This window comes from Polaribacter sp. M10 (genome assembly GCF_054968445.1).
Map to the genome: position 1 here is coordinate 1 of NZ_JBSSBG010000018.1, position 18,764 is coordinate 18,764.

The 18,764-nt window shown below is 31.3% G+C and carries 13 protein-coding genes, 2 tRNA genes and 1 pseudogene; 5 read left to right on the forward strand and 11 right to left on the reverse strand.

What is annotated here, in order from left to right:
- Nucleotide 1: 1 nt before the first annotated feature.
- The 3 genes from ACWYN7_RS14090 to ACWYN7_RS14100 form a co-directional block, all read right to left on the reverse strand.
- Nucleotides 2–76 (reverse strand) — tRNA-Pro (locus tag ACWYN7_RS14090).
- An 11-nt stretch (nt 77–87) separates the two neighbouring features.
- Nucleotides 88–170 (reverse strand) — tRNA-Ser (locus tag ACWYN7_RS14095).
- A gap of 102 nt (nt 171–272) precedes the next feature.
- Nucleotides 273–2,336: an HD family phosphohydrolase gene (locus tag ACWYN7_RS14100; protein WP_462860619.1), complete on the reverse strand. Its 2,064-nt coding sequence runs from the start codon at nt 2,334–2,336 to the stop codon at nt 273–275.
- Nucleotides 2,337–2,471: 135 nt separating this feature from the next.
- On the opposite strand from ACWYN7_RS14100, the gene ACWYN7_RS14105 reads away from it, so the two are divergent.
- Both ACWYN7_RS14105 and ACWYN7_RS14110 read left to right on the forward strand, forming a co-directional pair.
- Complete coding sequence (locus tag ACWYN7_RS14105; RefSeq protein ID WP_462860620.1) at nt 2,472–3,647, forward strand: acetyl-CoA C-acyltransferase; 1,176 nt, start codon at nt 2,472–2,474, stop codon at nt 3,645–3,647.
- Nucleotides 3,648–3,662: 15 nt separating this feature from the next.
- A complete protein-coding gene (locus ACWYN7_RS14110) occupies nt 3,663–4,430 on the forward strand; it encodes a C40 family peptidase (protein ID WP_462860621.1) in 768 nt (255 codons plus the stop codon).
- 51 nt (nt 4,431–4,481) lie between these two features.
- On the opposite strand, the gene ACWYN7_RS14115 is transcribed toward ACWYN7_RS14110, so the two are convergent.
- Both ACWYN7_RS14115 and gyrA read right to left on the reverse strand, forming a co-directional pair.
- A complete protein-coding gene (locus ACWYN7_RS14115) occupies nt 4,482–5,729 on the reverse strand; it encodes a tetratricopeptide repeat protein (RefSeq protein ID WP_462860622.1) in 1,248 nt (415 codons plus the stop codon).
- Nucleotides 5,730–5,756: 27 nt separating this feature from the next.
- Nucleotides 5,757–8,261 (reverse strand): DNA gyrase subunit A, encoded by a 2,505-nt coding sequence (gene gyrA / locus ACWYN7_RS14120; RefSeq protein ID WP_462860623.1) that lies wholly within the window; start codon nt 8,259–8,261, stop codon nt 5,757–5,759.
- Nucleotides 8,262–8,532: 271 nt separating this feature from the next.
- On the opposite strand from gyrA, the gene ACWYN7_RS14125 reads away from it, so the two are divergent.
- The 3 genes and pseudogenes from ACWYN7_RS14125 to ACWYN7_RS14135 form a co-directional block, all read left to right on the forward strand.
- Nucleotides 8,533–11,097, forward strand: coding sequence for an ATP-dependent Clp protease ATP-binding subunit (locus ACWYN7_RS14125; protein ID WP_462860624.1), 2,565 nt, complete (start codon nt 8,533–8,535; stop codon nt 11,095–11,097).
- A 65-nt stretch (nt 11,098–11,162) separates the two neighbouring features.
- Nucleotides 11,163–11,849 carry a GNAT family N-acetyltransferase gene (locus ACWYN7_RS14130; RefSeq protein WP_462860625.1) on the forward strand — a complete coding sequence of 229 codons (687 nt, stop codon included), beginning with the start codon at nt 11,163–11,165 and terminating at the stop codon, nt 11,847–11,849.
- A 129-nt stretch (nt 11,850–11,978) separates the two neighbouring features.
- Nucleotides 11,979–12,454, forward strand: a pseudogene (locus ACWYN7_RS14135) (carboxymuconolactone decarboxylase family protein); the annotation flags it as partial.
- A gap of 72 nt (nt 12,455–12,526) precedes the next feature.
- On the opposite strand, the gene ACWYN7_RS14140 reads toward ACWYN7_RS14135, so the two are convergent.
- From ACWYN7_RS14140 to ACWYN7_RS14165, 6 genes are all read right to left on the reverse strand, one after another.
- Complete coding sequence (locus ACWYN7_RS14140; RefSeq protein ID WP_462860626.1) at nt 12,527–13,888, reverse strand: dihydrolipoamide acetyltransferase family protein; 1,362 nt, start codon at nt 13,886–13,888, stop codon at nt 12,527–12,529.
- 186 nt (nt 13,889–14,074) lie between these two features.
- Nucleotides 14,075–14,998: an oxygen-dependent coproporphyrinogen oxidase gene (gene hemF / locus ACWYN7_RS14145; protein WP_462860673.1), complete on the reverse strand. Its 924-nt coding sequence runs from the start codon at nt 14,996–14,998 to the stop codon at nt 14,075–14,077.
- 794 nt (nt 14,999–15,792) lie between these two features.
- Nucleotides 15,793–16,551, reverse strand: coding sequence for an EI24 domain-containing protein (locus tag ACWYN7_RS14150; RefSeq protein ID WP_462860627.1), 759 nt, complete (start codon nt 16,549–16,551; stop codon nt 15,793–15,795).
- 10 nt (nt 16,552–16,561) lie between these two features.
- On the reverse strand, nt 16,562–17,047 hold the full coding sequence (locus ACWYN7_RS14155; protein ID WP_462860628.1) for a DUF6973 domain-containing protein: 486 nt from the start codon (nt 17,045–17,047) through the stop codon (nt 16,562–16,564).
- 239 nt (nt 17,048–17,286) lie between these two features.
- On the reverse strand, nt 17,287–18,315 hold the full coding sequence (hemE, locus tag ACWYN7_RS14160; protein ID WP_462860629.1) for a uroporphyrinogen decarboxylase: 1,029 nt from the start codon (nt 18,313–18,315) through the stop codon (nt 17,287–17,289).
- A gap of 60 nt (nt 18,316–18,375) precedes the next feature.
- Complete coding sequence (locus ACWYN7_RS14165) at nt 18,376–18,753, reverse strand: GxxExxY protein (RefSeq protein WP_462860630.1); 378 nt, start codon at nt 18,751–18,753, stop codon at nt 18,376–18,378.
- Nucleotides 18,754–18,764 lie beyond the last annotated feature (11 nt).

Consider the following 18,764-nt stretch of genomic DNA (forward strand, 5'->3'; position numbering starts at 1 on the left):
GTCGGGGTGGCAGGATTCGAACCTGCGACCTCCTCGTCCCAAACGAGGCGCGATGACCGGGCTACGCTACACCCCGAGTGCAATTTGCGGAGAGACAGGGACTCGAACCCTGGCGACCAAAAAGGTCGACAGATTAGCAATCTGCTGCATTACCACTCTGCCACCTCTCCAAGAATTTCAAACATCGATTGCTTGAAATAAATTGCGAGTGCAAATGTAATATTAGAATTACAATTTACCAAAACTTTTTTCAATTTTTATGCTACTTTTTTTTACTCAGGATATTCTATCCTTAAATGATAAATATTCATCAATTTTTTCTTGATCACTTTTTTAATCACTTCGATTTCTCTAAAGGTAATGTCTGAGTTTAAAAACTGATTATCTCCCATTTGTTTGTCAATAATTTTATCAATTAAATCGCTGATAGAGATGGCTGTAGGAGTTTTTAAACTTTTAGAAGCGGCTTCTGCTGCATCGCACATCATTAAAATTGCAGTTTCTTTAGAAAATGGTATTGGCCCTGGATATTGAAATTTTTTAATATCGATCTCGATATCCGGATTTAGTTCTTGTTCTTTTTTATAAAAATAATAAGTAGCACTTGTACCATGATGCGTTCTGATAAAATCGATAATTCTATCTGGTAAATTGTATTTTTTGGCTACCTCTACTCCTTTTATAACATGATTGGTAATGATGGTAGAACTATCTCTTGGAGATAAATCGTTGTGTGGATTTACACCAGTAGATTGATTTTCTATAAAATACTTTGGGTTTAACATTTTACCAATATCGTGATACAAAGCTCCTGTTCTTACCAACATGGAATTTGCACCAATTTCATTTGCTGCTGCTTCTGCTAAATTGGCTACTTGCATAGAGTGCTGAAAAGTACCTGGTGCTTTTTCGTTGAGCTCTCTTAATAATTTTGTGTTGGTGTTCGAGAGTTCTAAAAGCGTTACATCAGAAACCAAACCAAATAATTTTTCGTAGATATAGATGATGATAATCGACAAAAACGACAATAAACCATTTGCCGCAAACAACATAAAATAGGTTAAATTAATTTGCGATGCATTACCTTCTTTAATAATAGAAAACGCAAAATAGGTTAACATATAAATTAGAGTAATCTGAGCCACAGAAATAAATAAATTGGCTCTTTTATACAATTCTGAAACCGTTAAAATAGTTACTATACCTGCAATAATATGTAAGTAAATAAACTCGAAACTATCTGGCACAATATAACCTAACAACAAAACTGTTAGTACGTGTGTAAATAGCCCCAAACGTGCATCGAAAAAGGCTTTTATAATAATGGGTAGTATACTTAAAGGCACCACATATAAATATTCTGAATTGTATTTAATTACCAATGTCTGAATAAAAATAATGGCAAATACATTAAAAAAGATAAAGGTTACTTTGTTGTTGTTTTCAAAAATTTCTATCCTGTATTTAAACAAAAACAGTAGCAACATCAATAAAGCCAAAGACACTAAAATGGTATATCCAAAAACAATCCAATTGTAATTAGAGTCTGTCCACACTTTAGATTCAGATTCACTTTTTAAAGAATTTAAAATGGCCAATTTTTTACCTTCTACAAAATCTCCTTTCGAGATAATTAACTCCCCCTCTTCTACTTTTCCTTTGGTGTACGAAATTGTACCGATTTCTTTTTCGATTACTTTATCTGTAAAAACTTTATCAAAAGAAACGTTCGGTTTTATAATTTTAGCTAAAATGTTAATGAGTAAATTTTTTTGATACGAATTAATCTCAGTATTTAAATCTCTATTGATAATCCCTAAAACATCTTTAGATTTTAGTAAATTTTTATAGACAACATCTTGTACTTCATTCTCTTTTTTTAGTGCGATGATCTCATTGCTCTTTACCACCTTATTTTCGCTAACAACTTCTAAAAACCCATAAGTATAAACTTTATCAATAATGTCTTGCCCCAGTTCTCTAAGTCGATTAACATCATTTACAGATAAAGAATCGCTGTTTTTAATTCCGTTGATTTTGTTCTTAAAATTTTCATTTACAGCAGGTAAAACTTCAGTATCATATTGAAAATATAATTTTGCATTGGCTTGGATCTGTTTTTTTTCTAAGGCAATTTCTTCTGCTGTTTTTTGAATGGCAAAATCGAAATTAGCATACAAGTTATCGTATTTCCATAATTGTCCGTTATTAAAATCATATTTAAATTGCCCACCTTTTGGAAATAAATATACAATTGAAATTGTGGTAATTAAGAATAAAATTACCTTGTAGATAATGGTATTATTCCTATAAATTTTATTTACTAAATCACTCATAAACAACGCTATTTATATAACAAACTTACTGTAAATATACGAAGCCTAAAAATTACAATTTGATTAAGATTTCTTTTTGATTTAAAATGGTTATTTTAGCATATTATTTTTTAAAAATTACCTTAATTAAAATTTATGAATGATGTAGTAATTGTATCTGTAGCTAGAACGCCTATTGGGAGTTTTATGGGAAGTTTATCTACAATACCAGCAACACTATTAGGCGCAACTGCCATAAAAGGTGCTTTAGAAAAAATTAATTTAGAGGCTAATTTAGTAGAAGAAGTATTTATGGGTAATGTAGTTTCTGCTGGTTTAGGCCAAGCACCTGCAAGACAAGCTGCCATACACGCTGGCATTCCAGATACAGTGCCTTGTACTACCGTAAATAAAGTTTGTGCTTCTGGTATGAAATCGATTATGTTGGCCTCGCAAGCCATTGCTTTAGGCGATGCAGAAATTGTAGTAGCTGGTGGTATGGAAAACATGAGTGCAATACCTCATTATCAACAGGCACGTATAGGTTCTAAATTTGGACCAATTACTATGGAAGATGGTATGCAGAAAGATGGCTTAGTAGACGCTTATGGTAAAATGCCTATGGGGGTTTGTGCTGATGAATGTGCTACTGAATATCAATTTACAAGAGAAGACCAAGATGCTTACGCCATACAATCTTACCAAAGAGCTGCAAAAGCGTGGAGCGATGGTAAATTTAAGGATGAAATTGTGCCTGTAGCAATACCACAAAGAAGAGGAGAACCAATTCTTTTTTCTGAGGATGAGGAATATAAAAATGTAAAAATGGAGAAGATTCCTGCTTTACGACCTGCTTTTACAAAAGACGGAACTGTTACAGCTGCCAATGCTTCTACCATAAACGATGGTGGGGCTGCTTTGGTATTAATGTCTGCTAAAAAAGCTGCTGAACTTAACCTTACACCACTTGCCAAAATAGTAAGTTATGCAGATGCTGCTCATGAACCTAAATGGTTTACAACTGCGCCAGCAAAAGCCTTACCAAAAGCACTAAAAAAAGCAAACTTAACCCTAGATGATGTTGATTATTTTGAGCTTAACGAAGCTTTTTCTGTGGTAGGTTTGGCCAATATGAAAATTTTAAACCTTTCTAATGATAAGGTAAATGTAAATGGTGGCGCTGTTTCTTTAGGACATCCTTTAGGGGTTTCTGGTGCTAGAATTGTAATTGCATTAACCTCTATTTTAAAACAAAATAACGCCAAAATTGGTGCTGCAGCCATTTGTAATGGTGGTGGTGGTGCTAGTGCATTAATTATAGAACGCATTTAATTTTCAATAAACAATTTGTACGGAATTTGTAATTTAAGTATTGTTCCTTTGCGAGCAGAACCTCTAGACCAATCAGAAATGATTAGTCAGGTTTTGTTTGGAGAAAGTTTTACCATTCTTGAAAAAGAAAAGAATTGGAGTAAAATTAAAATGTCTTTTGATGATTATGAAGGCTATATAGACAATAAACAATTTGAAATAATTGAGGAAGCTGTTTTTCATAAAATGAACTTAAACACCAATATTTATTCTGGTGAGGTTATCGATTTTATAACAGATGCATCTTACGATTTATTAACAATTCCTTTAGGAGCTCGTTTGCCTTTTTACAATAATCAAGAGTTTGTAATAAATTCTAAAAAATTTAAATTCGAAGGCAAGTTTTTTTCTGGAGCTTTACCTAAAGAAGAAATTATTCAGAAAGCTTTTCTATTTTTAAATACACCTTATTTATGGGGAGGTAAAACTCCTTTTGGTATTGATTGCTCTGGTTTTACACAAATGGTGTATAAACTTTGTGGTTATAAACTTTTTAGAGATGCCAATCAACAAGCAAAACAAGGTGAAGTGCTTAGTTTTATAGAAGAAAGTGAACCTGGTGATTTGGCTTTTTTTGATAATGACGAAGGAGAAATTATTCATGTGGGTATCATCTTAAAAGACTATCATATTATTCATGCTTTTGGCAAAGTAAGAATTGACACTTTAGACCATAGTGGAATTTTTAATAACGATTTACATACGCATACACATAAGCTTAGAGTGATTAAAAAATTGATATAAAAAAAGCCGAAACTTAACGTTTCGGCTTTTTAATATGTGTTAAAGAATTTATTATTGACCTCTCATTTCTTTATAAACTTCTCTTAAAGCATCTGCTTTTTCAGTCATTTCTAAAAGATCGTATATGTTTAAGATCGATTTTACAGTATCGATTGTTCTACCTAATTCATCAGCTTTTTCTAAATAAGGTAAAGCTTCTTTATATAATTCTTTTTGCTTTTTCTCTAATTCATCGTACTTTTTAAAGTTCGATAAATTTTTGTTCATTTCATTTACAATTGCTTCTTCACCTGCAAGAATAGCAACTGCTAAATTCATGTAAGCATCACCATAATCTGGCTTTAACTCAATTGCTTTTTTGTAATATTTAATAGCATCTTCAGTTTTACCTTCGTTTTGGTTTACAACTCCTAAATTAAAGAAAAGTGTTGGGTTTGTTGGGTCTAAGGCAATAGCTTCTTGCATTAAAGCACCAAACTTGTCCATGTCTTTTAATTTGATGTACAATTGTGCTTCATTCAATAAAAGGTTTAAATCTTTTGGATTCGATTTTCTTGCTTCTTGAATTACTACAATTGCCTCATCATCTTTACCTTGATTGATTAAAATATAACCAATGTTTTTAATAATTTCTGGTTGTTTAGACTCTGAAGTAACTTGAGTTGGATTAGTATGCTTACCAAACTTAACCATGGTATCACTATTCTCTTTTGTACCCATATTTTCTTTCTCTCCAGTTTCTTTATTAACGGCATAATATTGAGTTGAGATTCCTGTATAACCAATATCTTGCAATTCTCTATAATATTTTAAAGAAGTATCGTAATCTTTATCTAAAGAAGCACTTACAGCTGCATTGTATAAAAACGTAGTATCTTTAGGACTTAATTTATAAGTTAAATAAAAGTCTTTTGTTGCAGATTTGTAATCTTTGTCTGTACTATACTCTTTAATTGCTTTTTCTGAAACATACTGAATTAATTCATTTAATTTCGGTGTTGCAATTTTAGAGTACTTAGAAGAACCCGTAGCTTTTTCTACTTCGAACAACTTATTGTACGCTGCTGCTGCTTTTTCGATATCCGTTTTTCCATACGCAGCTCCTTTTAAATAATAATATTTCGCTTTGTATTTAGGGTCCATAGTTTCTTCCATACTTTCTAGAGGAAGAATAGCTGCTTTGGCTGTTTTTAAGTCATTCTTTTTAAGAGCCTTTTCTGCAGCTTTTAGTTCATTTTTTTGCCCAAACATTCCAATTGACATCAATCCTAATGAAAGAGCTAATATTTGATTTTTCATTTTACTACTTTATTTAAATTTATTGTGTTATTCTTGATTTTCGTTTGTACTATTTTCAATATCCGTGCCATTTTCTATTTCATCTTCTGCATCGTCTTCATTTACTACTTTGGCTACAGCTGCAATACTATCGTCTTCTTTAATTTTAATTAAACGTACACCTTGGGTTGCACGCCCCATTACACGTAAGTCTTCTACTGCCATTCTAATGATAATTCCAGACTTATTAATAATCATTAAATCGTTAGAATCATCTACGTTTTTAATGGCTACTAAATTACCGGTTTTTTCAGATATATTCAAAGTTTTTACACCTTTACCACCTCTATTTGTTAGTCGATAATCTTCTAAACTAGAACGCTTTCCATATCCTTTTTCAGACACCACTAAAATGTTACTATCCATATCATTAACAGCAACCATTCCTATAACTTCATCGTTTTCATGTTGTAAAGTAATTCCTCTAACACCAGAAGCAGTTCTACCCATTGGTCTTGTTTTGGCTTCTTCAAAACGAATAGATTTACCCGATTTTAAAGCTAACATTACTTGACTATCTCCAGTTGTTAATTTTGCTTCTAATAATTCATCACCCTCTTTAATAGTAATGGCATTGATTCCATTTGTTCTTGGACGAGAATATTGCTCTAAAGAAGTCTTTTTAACTTGCCCTTTTTTAGTGGCCATGATAACATAATGACTATTGATGTACTCTTCATCTTTTAAATCTTCAGTTACCAAAAATGCTTTTACTTTATCATCTTGTTCTATATTGATTAAGTTTTGCATTGCTCTTCCTTTGGTGTTTTTACCTCCTTCAGGAATTTCATAAACACGCATCCAGAATACTTTTCCTTTTTGCGTAAAGAACAACATGTATTGATGGTTTGTACCCACAAATAAATGCTCTAAGAAATCTTCATTTCTAGTAGTTGCTCCTTTTTGCCCTCTACCTCCTCTATTCTGAACTTTATATTCATCTAGATTTGTACGTTTTAAATAACCAGCATTAGAAATGGTTACCACAACTTTGGTATCAGGAATCATATCTTCGATTCGCATATCACCACCTGCATATTCTATAGTAGATCTTCGCTCATCTCCATACTTCTCTTTAATATGTAATAATTCGTCAGTGATAATTTGATAACGTCTTGGCTCATTTGCTAAAATATCTTTTAAGTCAGCAATGGTAAGCATAATCTCATCGTACTCAGCTCTTAACTTGTCTTGCTCTAAGCCTGTTAATTGACGTAAACGCATTTCTACGATAGCTTTTGCTTGAATTTCAGTTAACTCGAAACGCTCAATTAAACTTGTTCTTGCTTCATCAGCATTAGACGATGCTCTAATAATTTTAATAACTTCATCAATATTATCAGAAGCAATAATTAATCCTTCTAAAATATGAGCTCTAGCTTCTGCTTTCTTTAATTCGTATTCTGTTCTTCGAACAACAACTTCATGTCTGTGTTCAACAAAATAATGAATCAATTGTTTTAAATTCAATTGCTCTGGTCTTCCGTTTACCAATGCAATATTATTTACACTAAAAGAAGTTTGTAATTGCGTGTATTTAAATAATTTATTAAGAACGATATTTGGTATGGCATCACGTTTTAAAACATATACAATACGCATTCCATTTCTATCAGATTCATCTCTAATATTGGCAATACCTTCTATCTTTTTTTCATTTACCAAGTCCGCAGTTTTCTTAATCATATCTGCTTTATTCACTTGGTAAGGAATTTCGGTTACCACAATACACTCACGCCCTTTAACCTCTTCTATAATGGCTTTGGCACGCATTACAATTCTACCACGCCCCGTTTGAAAAGCATCTCTTACACCATCATAACCATAGATAATTCCACCAGTAGGAAAATCTGGAGCAGAAATATGTTGCATTAATTCATCGATTTCAATATCTCTATTTTCGATATAAGCAACAGTTCCATTAATAACTTCTGTTAAGTTATGAGGCGCCATATTTGTAGCCATACCAACAGCAATACCAGAAGCTCCATTAACTAATAAATTAGGGATACGAGTTGGTAAAACCGTAGGTTCTTGTAAAGTATCATCGAAATTTAAAGTATGGTCTACAGTATCTTTTTCAATATCAGCTAACATTTCTTCTGATATTTTTTGCATTCTAACCTCAGTATAACGCATTGCTGCAGGAGAATCGCCATCTACAGAACCAAAGTTTCCTTGGCCATCTACCATCATATAACGCACACTCCAATCTTGTGCCATTCTAACCATAGAATCGTATACAGAAGTATCTCCATGTGGATGATACTTACCTAACACTTCCCCAACAATTCTTGCTGACTTTTTATAAGCTCCAGTAGCTTTAATCCCTAATTCATGCATCCCATACAAAACCCTTCTGTGTACTGGTTTTAAACCATCTCTTACATCTGGTAATGCTCTTGAAACTATTACTGACATTGAATAATCAATGTATGCAGCTTTCATCTGCTCTTCAATGTTAATTGGAATTAACTTTTCGCCTTCTGCCATATATAATTCTTATTAATAATTATCTAATTTTTAAAACAAGGCAAGATACTATTTCTTGCCCTTTTTTCAAAGATTTCCTACCTTCAAAATAGCAGAGTTATCAACATTTTTTAATAATTTTTAACGCTATTTTATTTGCTTGATTTACAATAGTTTTCTATCTTGTATTGCAGGTCAAACTGTCATATTTTTACAATGGCATCTTTTTTGTAATTATTTTGACAAAAAAAGGACTAAATTTACAACACATCAATTTTAGATAGAAAGAAATATGGACGATAATTTTTCACCAAAAGTTAGAGATGTAATCACTTTCAGTAAAGAAGAAGCTTTAAGATTAGGGCATGAATTTATTGGCACTGAGCATCTTTTATTGGGTTTGATAAGAAAAGGCGAAGGAAAAGCGATAGAAATATTAACAGCATTTGATGTTGACTTAATGCTATTACGTAAAAAACTAGAGCAACTAAACCCGTCTAACCCAACATTTACAGAAGTAACAGATAAACCTAGTTTGCGTTTAACAAGGCAAGCAGAAAAGGCGTTAAAAACAACTTTTTTAGAGGCTAAATTGTACCAAAGCGATGCTATTGATACTGCACATTTATTACTTTGCGTTTTGCGTAATGAAAACGACCCAACCACAAAATTAATACAGAAATACCACGTTAATTACGATGAGGCTAAAGCTTTATACAAACAATTGCACGTAGATGATTCTGATATCGATTTGCCTAAAAACCCAATTGCAGAAACACCTTCTGATGACGAATATGCATCAGACAAACCAAATCCTTTTGAGCAATCTCAAAAAAGTAAAACTGCTAAAAAATCGAAAACACCTGTTTTAGATAATTTTGGACGCGATTTAACAGATTTGGCTGAAAAAGGAAAATTAGACCCTGTAGTTGGTAGACAGAAAGAAATAGAACGTGTTTCTCAAATTTTAAGTCGTAGAAAGAAAAACAATCCAATGTTAATTGGAGAACCTGGTGTGGGTAAATCTGCTATTGCAGAAGGTTTGGCTTTACGAATTGTAGATCGAAAAGTATCTCGAATTTTGTTTGATAAAAGAATTGTTTCTTTAGACTTAGCCAGCTTAGTTGCAGGTACAAAGTACAGAGGGCAGTTCGAAGAACGTATGAAAGCACTAATGAATGAATTGGAAAAGAATGATGATATTATTCTTTTTATTGATGAAATTCATACCATTGTTGGTGCAGGTGGTGCAACTGGTTCTTTAGATGCATCTAACATGTTAAAACCTGCTTTAGCAAGAGGCGAAATTCAATGTATAGGTGCCACAACATTAGACGAGTTTAGAACAAACATCGAAAAAGACGGAGCTTTAGAACGTCGTTTTCAAAAGGTAATTGTAGACCCTACTACTGTTGAAGAAACCATACAAATTTTACACAATATTAAAGGCAAATACGAAGAACATCACAACGTAGATTTTACAGATGATGCCATTGAAGCTTGTGTAAATTTAACCAATAGATACATGACAGATAGATACTTGCCAGACAAAGCCATTGATGCTTTAGATGAAGCAGGTTCTAGAATTCATATTACCAATATTGTAGTACCTAAACAAGTTTTAGAATTAGAAGCGCAATTGGAAATTATTCGCGATAAAAAAACAAAAGCGGTAAATGGTCAAAAATATGAAGAAGCTGCCAAGTTAAGAGACGATGAAAAGAATATGGAGGCTGCTTTAAATTCTGCCCAAAAACAATGGGAAGATGATTCTAAATTAAACCGAGAAATTGTTACTGAAGATAATGTAGCAGAAGTAGTTTCTATGATGACAGGTATTCCTGTAAATAGAGTTGCAGAAGCAGAAAGTCATAGATTACACGAATTACCAGGAATGATTAAAGGTAAAGTAATTGGGCAAGATGAAGCTGTTACTAAAGTGGTAAAAGCAATTCAAAGAAATAGAGTAGGATTAAAAGACCCTAACAAGCCAATAGGTTCGTTTATTTTCTTAGGTCAAACTGGAGTTGGTAAAACGCAATTGGCAAAAGTTTTAGCTCGCGAATTATTCGATTCTGACGATTCTTTAATTAGAATTGATATGAGTGAATACATGGAAAAATTTGCGATATCTCGTTTAATTGGTGCGCCTCCTGGTTATGTTGGTTATGAAGAAGGAGGACAGTTAACTGAAAAAGTGCGTAGAAAACCTTACTCAGTAATTCTATTAGATGAGATAGAAAAAGCACATCCAGATGTGTTTAATATGTTGCTTCAAATTTTAGATGATGGACATATTACAGATAGTTTGGGTAGAAAAATCGATTTTAGAAATACTATCATTATCATGACATCTAATATTGGTGCTCGTCAATTAAAAGACTTTGGTGGTGGAGTTGGTTTTGGTACATCATCTAAAAAAGAGCAAGCAGATGCACATGCAAAATCTGTGATAGAAGGTGCTTTAAAGAAATCTTTTGCACCAGAATTCTTAAATAGAATTGATGATGTTATTGTTTTTAATGCTTTAGAAAGAAAAGACATCCACTCTATTATTGATATAGAATTAGACAAACTTTTACATAGAATTTCTGATTTAGGTTACACTTTAAATTTAAGTGAAAAAGCCAAAGATTATATTGCTGATAAAGGTTTTGATAAAAAATATGGAGCAAGACCTTTAAAGAGAGCTATTCAAAAATACATAGAAGATGCCTTGGCAGAAGAAATTGTAAACTCTAAATTAACAGAAGGTGATACCATTACTATGGATTTTGATGATGTTAAAGATGAACTTACTATTTCTATAATTAAAGGCGAAAAGAAACCTGAAACTAGAACAGAATCAAATTCTTAATCTTACCTATATTTTTAATGATAAAAAAACTCGCAGTAACTGCGAGTTTTTTAATTTTGTAAACCATGGTAACTTTAGAAGATAAATTAAAAAATCCGGTTTGGTATGCTTTACAAGAAACACATAAAAAGTTTCGAATAGCATTTGATGGTGCATATTTCTATAATCCAGAAATCAATAATTTTGGCGCTTTTTTTGATGAAACTAAAACTGCTGAAGCTTCAAATAAATATGCAGATAAAACTGAAAGTTTCTTTTTTGTATCAGAAAAGCAAACTCCAATAATAGATTCAGAAAAAATTAATTTATCAAAAAAAATTAATGGTTGTCAAATGGTTTTAGACAATTTGATTGATGTTAATATTACAGAAGAAATTGTTCTATTAACGGATAAACACATTGATGAAGTTTATAAATTAATTTGGTTGGTAATGCCAGGATTTTATCAAAAAAAAGGTTTTGAGATGGGTAATTTTTACGGCATTTTTAAACAAAATAAATTGGTGGCTATTGCTGGACAAAGAATGCAAACTGATGATTTTATAGAAGTAAGTTCTGTAGTTACACATCCTGATTTTACCAAAAGAGGTTTTGCCAAACAACTTATCTATCATACATCCAAAGAAATTATTAAAGCAAATAAATTACCTATTTTACATACCAATAAAGGAAATACTGCAATCGGCATTTATGAAAAACTAGGTTACAAACTAACAAGAGATATGAATTGGTGGTTGTATGCTAAAAAATAATTTTTTGCTAGCTGTAGTTTCATCAGATTAAATTTATATCAGAAGTACATCCGCAGTAAAAAGCACACAGTTTTGTTAAGATTACGCTAAAAGGATATTTATATTTCTTTATATCTAACCAATTGTAATGGAATGATTCCTGGTTTGCATGGTGTTTTAGCAGCATCACCAGAAATCTTAGAAGCTTACCAAACCATTCATAAATTGTTTAGCAATACCTCTTTTAACAAAGAAGAATTAACTGTGGTTTGCAAACTATTAATATAGAACACAAATGCCATTATTGTGTACCTGCTCATACTGCTATTGCAAATATGATGCAAGTAGACCAAGAAATTACAGAAGCTTTAAGAAATAGAACTGCATTGCCATCAGAAAAATTACAAGCATTACACAATTTTACTTTAAAAGTTGTTGGTAATAGAGGACATGTAAATCAAGAAGATTTAAATACATTTTACAGTGCTGGATATGGAGAAAAACAAGTATTGGAAATTATTTTAGGTTTATCGCAAAAAGTAATTAGTAATTACACAAACCACATTGCAAATACACCTGTAGATGCTCCTTTTCAAAAATTTTCTTGGGAACCAGAAACGGTTTAATTGATGTAACTTTTGAAAGGAATAAAAAAAAGCGCTTAGTTACTAAGCGCTTTTTATATGAAATATCTTTATTTAAAATTCTTTATTTACATCCCAAGCTTCAAGAGTTTCTTTTAATGTTTTAATAAACATGCCTCCTAAAGCACCATTTACAACTCTGTGATCGTAAGAATGTGATACAAACATTTTTTGTCGAATACCAACATAATCACCTTCTGAAGTTTCAATAACTGCTGGTACTTTACGAATTGCTCCTAGTGCTAAAATTGCTACTTGAGGCTGATTGATAATTGGTGTGCCCATTACAGAACCAAAACTACCTACATTTGTAACTGTGTAAGTACCATCTTGAACTTCATCCGGTTTTAACGCATTATTTCTTGCTCTGTTTGCCAAATCATTTACAGCAGAAGTCATACCCACTAAATTCAACTGATCTGCATTTTTAATTACAGGCACAATTAAATTTCCATCAGGCAAAGCTGCAGCCATTCCTAAATTGATGTTTTTCTTTTTAATGATTTTATCACCATCAACAGCAATATTTATTAATGGATATTTTTTTATTGTTGATGCAATTGCTTGCATTAAAATTGGTGTAAACGTTAACTTTTCTCCTTCTCTTTTAAAGAATTCCTCTTTAATTTTATTTCTCCATTTTACAAGATTGGTTACATCAATTTCGATAAAAGATTGTACGTGAGCCGAAGTTTGCACTGAATCTACCATATGTTTGGCAATCAGTTTACCCATTCTACTCATTTCAATAATTTCATCACCACCATTTACAGAAACTGGTGTCGTTTTTTTAACTTTTGTTTCTTTTTTTGGTGTTTCTACAACTTTAACTTCTTTCTTCTGAACAGGAGCTTTAACTGGCTCTTCAATAACTTCAGGTGCTGGTTTTGTAACTGCAGTACCTTTATTTTCGATGTATGATAAAATATCACCTTTGGTAACTCTACCCTCTTGACCTGTTCCTACAATGGTTTCTAATTCATCCATAGAAATACCTTCTGTTTGCGCAATATTTCTAACCAAAGGCGAATAAAATTTACCAGAATCAGAAGTTTTTGCAATAGGTGTTGCTACAGTTTCTATCGCTTTTTCAATAGTTTTTTCTACCTCTACAACTTTTGGTGCAACTTGTTCTTTAGCAACCTCAGGTTCAGTAGTATTGGGTACGCTTGCTTTATCCGTTTCTATAATTGCAATTGTTTCTCCAACAGCAACCACTGTATCTTTTTCGTATAAAATTTCTATTAAAGTACCTTCTACTTCAGAAGGAACTTCAGAATCTACTTTATCTGTAGCAATTTCAACAACAGCATCATCTTGTTCAACAGGATCTCCAACTTCTTTTAGCCAAGAAGTTATGGTTGCTTCTGCAACACTTTCTCCCATTTTTGGTAATTTTAATTCGAATCTTGCCATTTCTATGTAGTTTTAGAGATTGCAAAAGTACAAAAAAGTGATGATTTTATTTGTATTTTTTGCAAGCTATAATTTTATGTCAAAAGATTTTTATTTTTAATTATTCTTAACAGAATAAAAATAATATTCACAATTCTTTAAATAACTATTTTAAAAAGAGCGAAACACTAATAATTATTCAAAAGATTACACCCAAGCTTTCGGTTTTTTTAAAACTTGTAACAGTTTTGCTTCTTCTGAGTTTTCTTTTGGTTGATGATTGTATTTCCATTGTACAACAGGTGGTAAACTCATTAGAATACTTTCTATTCTTCCATTGGTTTTTAAACCAAATAAAGTCCCTCTATCATGTACCAAGTTGAATTCCACATATCTACCTCTACGAACTTCTTGCCAATCTTTATGTTCTTGCTTGTATTCTATTTCTTTTCTTCTATCAACAATTGGCACATAACTTTCTAAAAAACTATTACCAACCTCAGTAACAAATTGGTAACGATCTTCAATAGAAAATTCGTCTGTTTCTTTTAAATAATCGAAAAATAAACCCCCAATTCCACGAGCTTCATTTCTATGCGCATTCCAAAAATAATCGTCACAAGTTTTTTTAAACTTCGGATAAAATTCTGGATGATGTTTATCGCAAGCGGATTTACAAACCGTATGAAAATGAATGGCATCTTCATCAAACAAATAATAAGGTGTTAAATCTTGTCCACCACCAAACCATTGTGTCACAATATTTCCTGCTTCATCATACATTTCAAAATAACGCCAATTTGCATGAACAGTAGGTACAAAAGGATTTTTAGGATGCAAAACCAAACTTAAACCACAAGCAAAAAAATTACCTTCTTTTACTTTAAATTGATTTCTTAAAACTTCTGGCAATTCTCCATGAACTGCAGAAATATTTACACCTCCTTTTTCGAAAACTGCACCATTTTCAATTACTCTAGTTCTACCTCCACCACCTTCTTTTCTTTTCCAGATATCTTCTTGAAATTTAGCAACACCATCAACTTTTTCTAATGTAGCAGTTATGGTATTTTGTAGGTTTTCTATGTATTTGTAAAATTTGTTTTTGTAACTAACTTTCTCTTCCTGCAAGGTTTTAGAAACCTTGTAGGTATTATTCTGTTTTTCCAAATTTGTGAAGTTTTCAAAATTTTTAAGTTCTTCTTTCTCTAAATCTTTTTTATGACTAAAGACGAAGTTTTCTAAATCATCAAACAAAGAAATAATTTCTTTAATTGATACTATATTCGGTTGATTATTAACAATCGAATTATATGAAGAATATTCATATTCTTCAAAATCAGAAACAATTTTATGATTCTCAGGGTTTTTATGAATATATAAGATGGTATTTTTTAAATATTCTTCTGATGTAATCTGTTTTCTTCTAAAATGCTTTTCAAATAAACTCCCTGATCTATTTTGTTGTTTATTAAATGCCTTAGCATAAGCATTAAATAAATTAGACAAAGTTTTAGTTGCTGTATTTTCATCACAATCAATTCTAACCAAAAAATGAAAGTGATTGTTTAACAAACAATATGAAAAAATCGAAATCTTAGAAATAAAATACTTTTTTACCAAATGCAGGAAGTATCTCATATTTTCATCATCCATAAAAATATTAGTACCATTTATACCTCTATTATAAATATGATAAAATTTATCTTTTTCTAATTTTTCTAAGTTCAAAATATATTTATTTTTTATTTATACCTACAAGGTTTTGAAAACCTTGCAGGATGTTTTTGAATCTTTAAAGGTGTTCTTAGAAAATTTCTAAGAGATTATATACCTACAAGGTTTTGGAAACCTTGCAGGAAGTTTTGGAAACCTTGCAAGAAATATTCAGATCTAGCAAGAAATTTGAATGGCTTGCTAAATAATTATTTTTCATAAACCAGCTCGTGCTTATTATGTATTAATTTTAACGTTTTGGTTGATGCTGCTGTTACTGATAATGGCAAAACAACAATAATTCCGATGATAGGAATTAACAAGAAAAGCATAAATACAATTCCATTACCAATGGCAAAACCTTTATTTCTACCTACAAAGTCTACACTTTCTTTATAATTTAAATGACGTTCTAAAGTATAATCCATATTACCAAAACCTGCATAATAGGCTTGCACTAAAAACAGTAAAATGGTTGAAAAAATATTTACTATCGGAATAAATTTCAACAATAAAATAGGTAATGAGATTAATAGTTCTTTTGCTAAGTTTCTAATATTTATACGTAAACCTCTAATTAACTGTTCTGTGTTTGATGTTTTACGATGCAAATGTTTGATATCTCCATAAAAATGTTTTTCTATTTTTTCTGAAACAGGACTCATAAAAGGAGCCGAAAGTGCCATTACAATATGTTTGTAAAGTATAAGTCCAATAATTAATACAATTATACCTCCTATAAAATTACTGATGCTAGAAAAAGTTTCTTTACCCCAATCCCAAATCCAGATTTTTGCAATAAAACCACCTACATTATCAGACAAAGCATAGGCTTCTACACCAATTAAAACTGCAGTAACAATACTAATTAGCACAGGTATTATAAAGTATTTCCAAAGTTTTAACTTTGAAATTAATTCGAGAGCTCCTGAATATTCTTTAATTCCTAAAATTATATTCTTTAACATAGTACATCATTTAATCTTCCAAAAATACCAAATTATCAATTTTATCTAGAGTAGTATCTGCATTAATTTTTACAGCACTATTTAATTTTTCTATTAAATATTGTTCAATTTGTATTATTGATTCATTTTTCAAGATTACAAACCATTTTCTACCCATTTGATTATTTTTTAAATCCATCTTTTGAGCTAGCAATTTATTCGGTGAAAATTCTTCGTGCCAATCTGTAATTTGTTTTGTCCAAGCTAAAACTTGATCTATATCTGAACTAAACGTTAAACATTGTTTAGCTATTAAAATATTCCAGAGTGCGTGACGAAAAGCGTTTGCTTTATTATCAAAATTATGAATATTTGGAAATCGCTTTTGAGCAATTCTTAACGTTTTTACAGTTGCTCTAAAAGTAGCATACATAAAAATAGGATGTTTTAAAAACCACTTAAAAAGCACAAATACTTGTTTGAAATTTAGGCTTTTTATGATTTTCCATTTAGACATTTCTGTAATAATAATTTTTGAAAAGCTTTTACGTATTTAATAACTCTAAAAGTTAGCAAAAAGTGCGTTAGCGATTGAAATGACATCCTTTTTTATGCTAATCTAGATTCAATGTTTTATTTAATGATTCATTCCGATTTTATAAGGAAAGATGCTGAAATAAATTCAGCATAAAAAAGATATAATGGAAAGCGCGACTTTGTTTTTTTTCAAAACAAAGTAACGCCCAACTTCTTATTTTATGACGCTTTGTATTCTTTTACTGCATCTACAAATGCTTTTGCATTTTCTAAAGGAATGTTTGGTAAAATTCCGTGTCCTAAATTTACAATATATCTGTCTTTTCCAAAATCGTTAATCATTTGAGTAACTATTTTTTTGATTTCTTTTGGCGGAGATAACAATCTTGATGGATCGAAATTACCTTGTAAAGTAATCTGACCACCAGACAAATAACGTGCATTTCTTGGTGAACACGTCCAATCTACACCCAAAGCAGAAGCGCCTGATTTTGACATTTCTCCAAGTGCAAACCAACACCCTTTACCGAAAGCAATTACTGGAGCATGGTCTTTTAATGCATCAATAATTTGCTGAATGTATTGCCAAGAAAATTCTTGATAATCTACAGGTGATAACATGCCTCCCCAAGAATCAAAAACTTGTACAGCGTTAACACCAGCTTCAACTTTTGCTTTTAAATAGGCAATTGTAGTGTCTGTTATTTTTTGCAATAAAGAATGTGCTACAACAGGATTTGTAAAACACAATTCTTTGGCTATATCGAAATTTTTAGAACCTTGACCTTGTACACAATAGCAAAGGATGGTCCAAGGTGAGCCTGCAAAACCAATTAACGGAATTTCATCATTTAGTTTTTCTTTGGTGGCTTTAATAGCATCCATTACATAACCTAAAGCGTCTTGAATATCTGGAATAATTACTGAATCTAAATCTTTTTGATTACGGATTGGATTTGGTAAATAAGGTCCGAAATTTGGTTTCATTTCCACTTCAATATTCATGGCTTGTGGAATTACCAAAATATCTGAAAACAAAATGGCAGCATCCATACCATATCTTCTGATAGGTTGCACTGTAATTTCTGAAGCTAATTCTGGAGTTTGACAACGTGTAAAGAAATCGTATTTGTGTTTGATTTCCATAAACTCAGGTAAATATCTACCTGCTTGACGCATCATCCAGACTGGAGGTCTTTCTACAGTTTCTCCTTTTAATGCTCTTAAAAATAAATCGTTTTTAATCATACTATTTTATTAACCGCTTTTTGTATTCAACCGCAAAGACGCATAAGAGCGCAAAAGGGTTTATAAATTATTTACTACTCTTTTTATTCCGTTTTTTATTAGCGCGACATTAAAATTGATAAGTAAACCTAATCTACATCCTGAAAGTTTTAAATAAGTTAATGTTTGCGCTAAATGTACATTATTCAACTTTTCAACAGCTTTTAATTCTATTATTACTTTGTTCTCAACTAATAAATCGATCCTATAGCCTGCTTCCAACTCAACTTCATAATAAATTACTGGTAAAACTTTTTGCTTTTCAACTTTTAGTCCAGCTTTCTTTATTTCGTAATATAAACATTCTTCATAAGCGCTTTCTAACAAACCAGCACCTAAACCTTTGTGAACTTTATATGCACAATCTACAATTATTCTTGAAATTTCATTTTCAGTCATATTCTTTGCGA

Bases quoted from the DNA above. Each gene is read 5' to 3' on its own strand.
- hemE (WP_462860629.1), bottom strand. From the start codon at position 18,315: ATGATTAAAAACGATTTATTTTTAAGAGCATTAAAAGGAGAAACTGTA.
- ACWYN7_RS14100 (WP_462860619.1), bottom strand. From the start codon at position 2,336: ATGAGTGATTTAGTAAATAAAATTTATAGGAATAATACCATTATCTAC.
- ACWYN7_RS14155 (WP_462860628.1), bottom strand. From the start codon at position 17,047: ATGTCTAAATGGAAAATCATAAAAAGCCTAAATTTCAAACAAGTATTT.
- ACWYN7_RS14130 (WP_462860625.1), top strand. From the start codon at position 11,163: ATGGTAACTTTAGAAGATAAATTAAAAAATCCGGTTTGGTATGCTTTA.
- ACWYN7_RS14105 (WP_462860620.1), top strand. From the start codon at position 2,472: ATGAATGATGTAGTAATTGTATCTGTAGCTAGAACGCCTATTGGGAGT.
- ACWYN7_RS14125 (WP_462860624.1), top strand. From the start codon at position 8,533: ATGGACGATAATTTTTCACCAAAAGTTAGAGATGTAATCACTTTCAGT.
- gyrA (WP_462860623.1), bottom strand. From the start codon at position 8,261: ATGGCAGAAGGCGAAAAGTTAATTCCAATTAACATTGAAGAGCAGATG.
- ACWYN7_RS14115 (WP_462860622.1), bottom strand. From the start codon at position 5,729: ATGAAAAATCAAATATTAGCTCTTTCATTAGGATTGATGTCAATTGGA.
- ACWYN7_RS14150 (WP_462860627.1), bottom strand. From the start codon at position 16,551: ATGTTAAAGAATATAATTTTAGGAATTAAAGAATATTCAGGAGCTCTC.
- ACWYN7_RS14165 (WP_462860630.1), bottom strand. From the start codon at position 18,753: ATGACTGAAAATGAAATTTCAAGAATAATTGTAGATTGTGCATATAAA.
- ACWYN7_RS14140 (WP_462860626.1), bottom strand. From the start codon at position 13,888: ATGGCAAGATTCGAATTAAAATTACCAAAAATGGGAGAAAGTGTTGCA.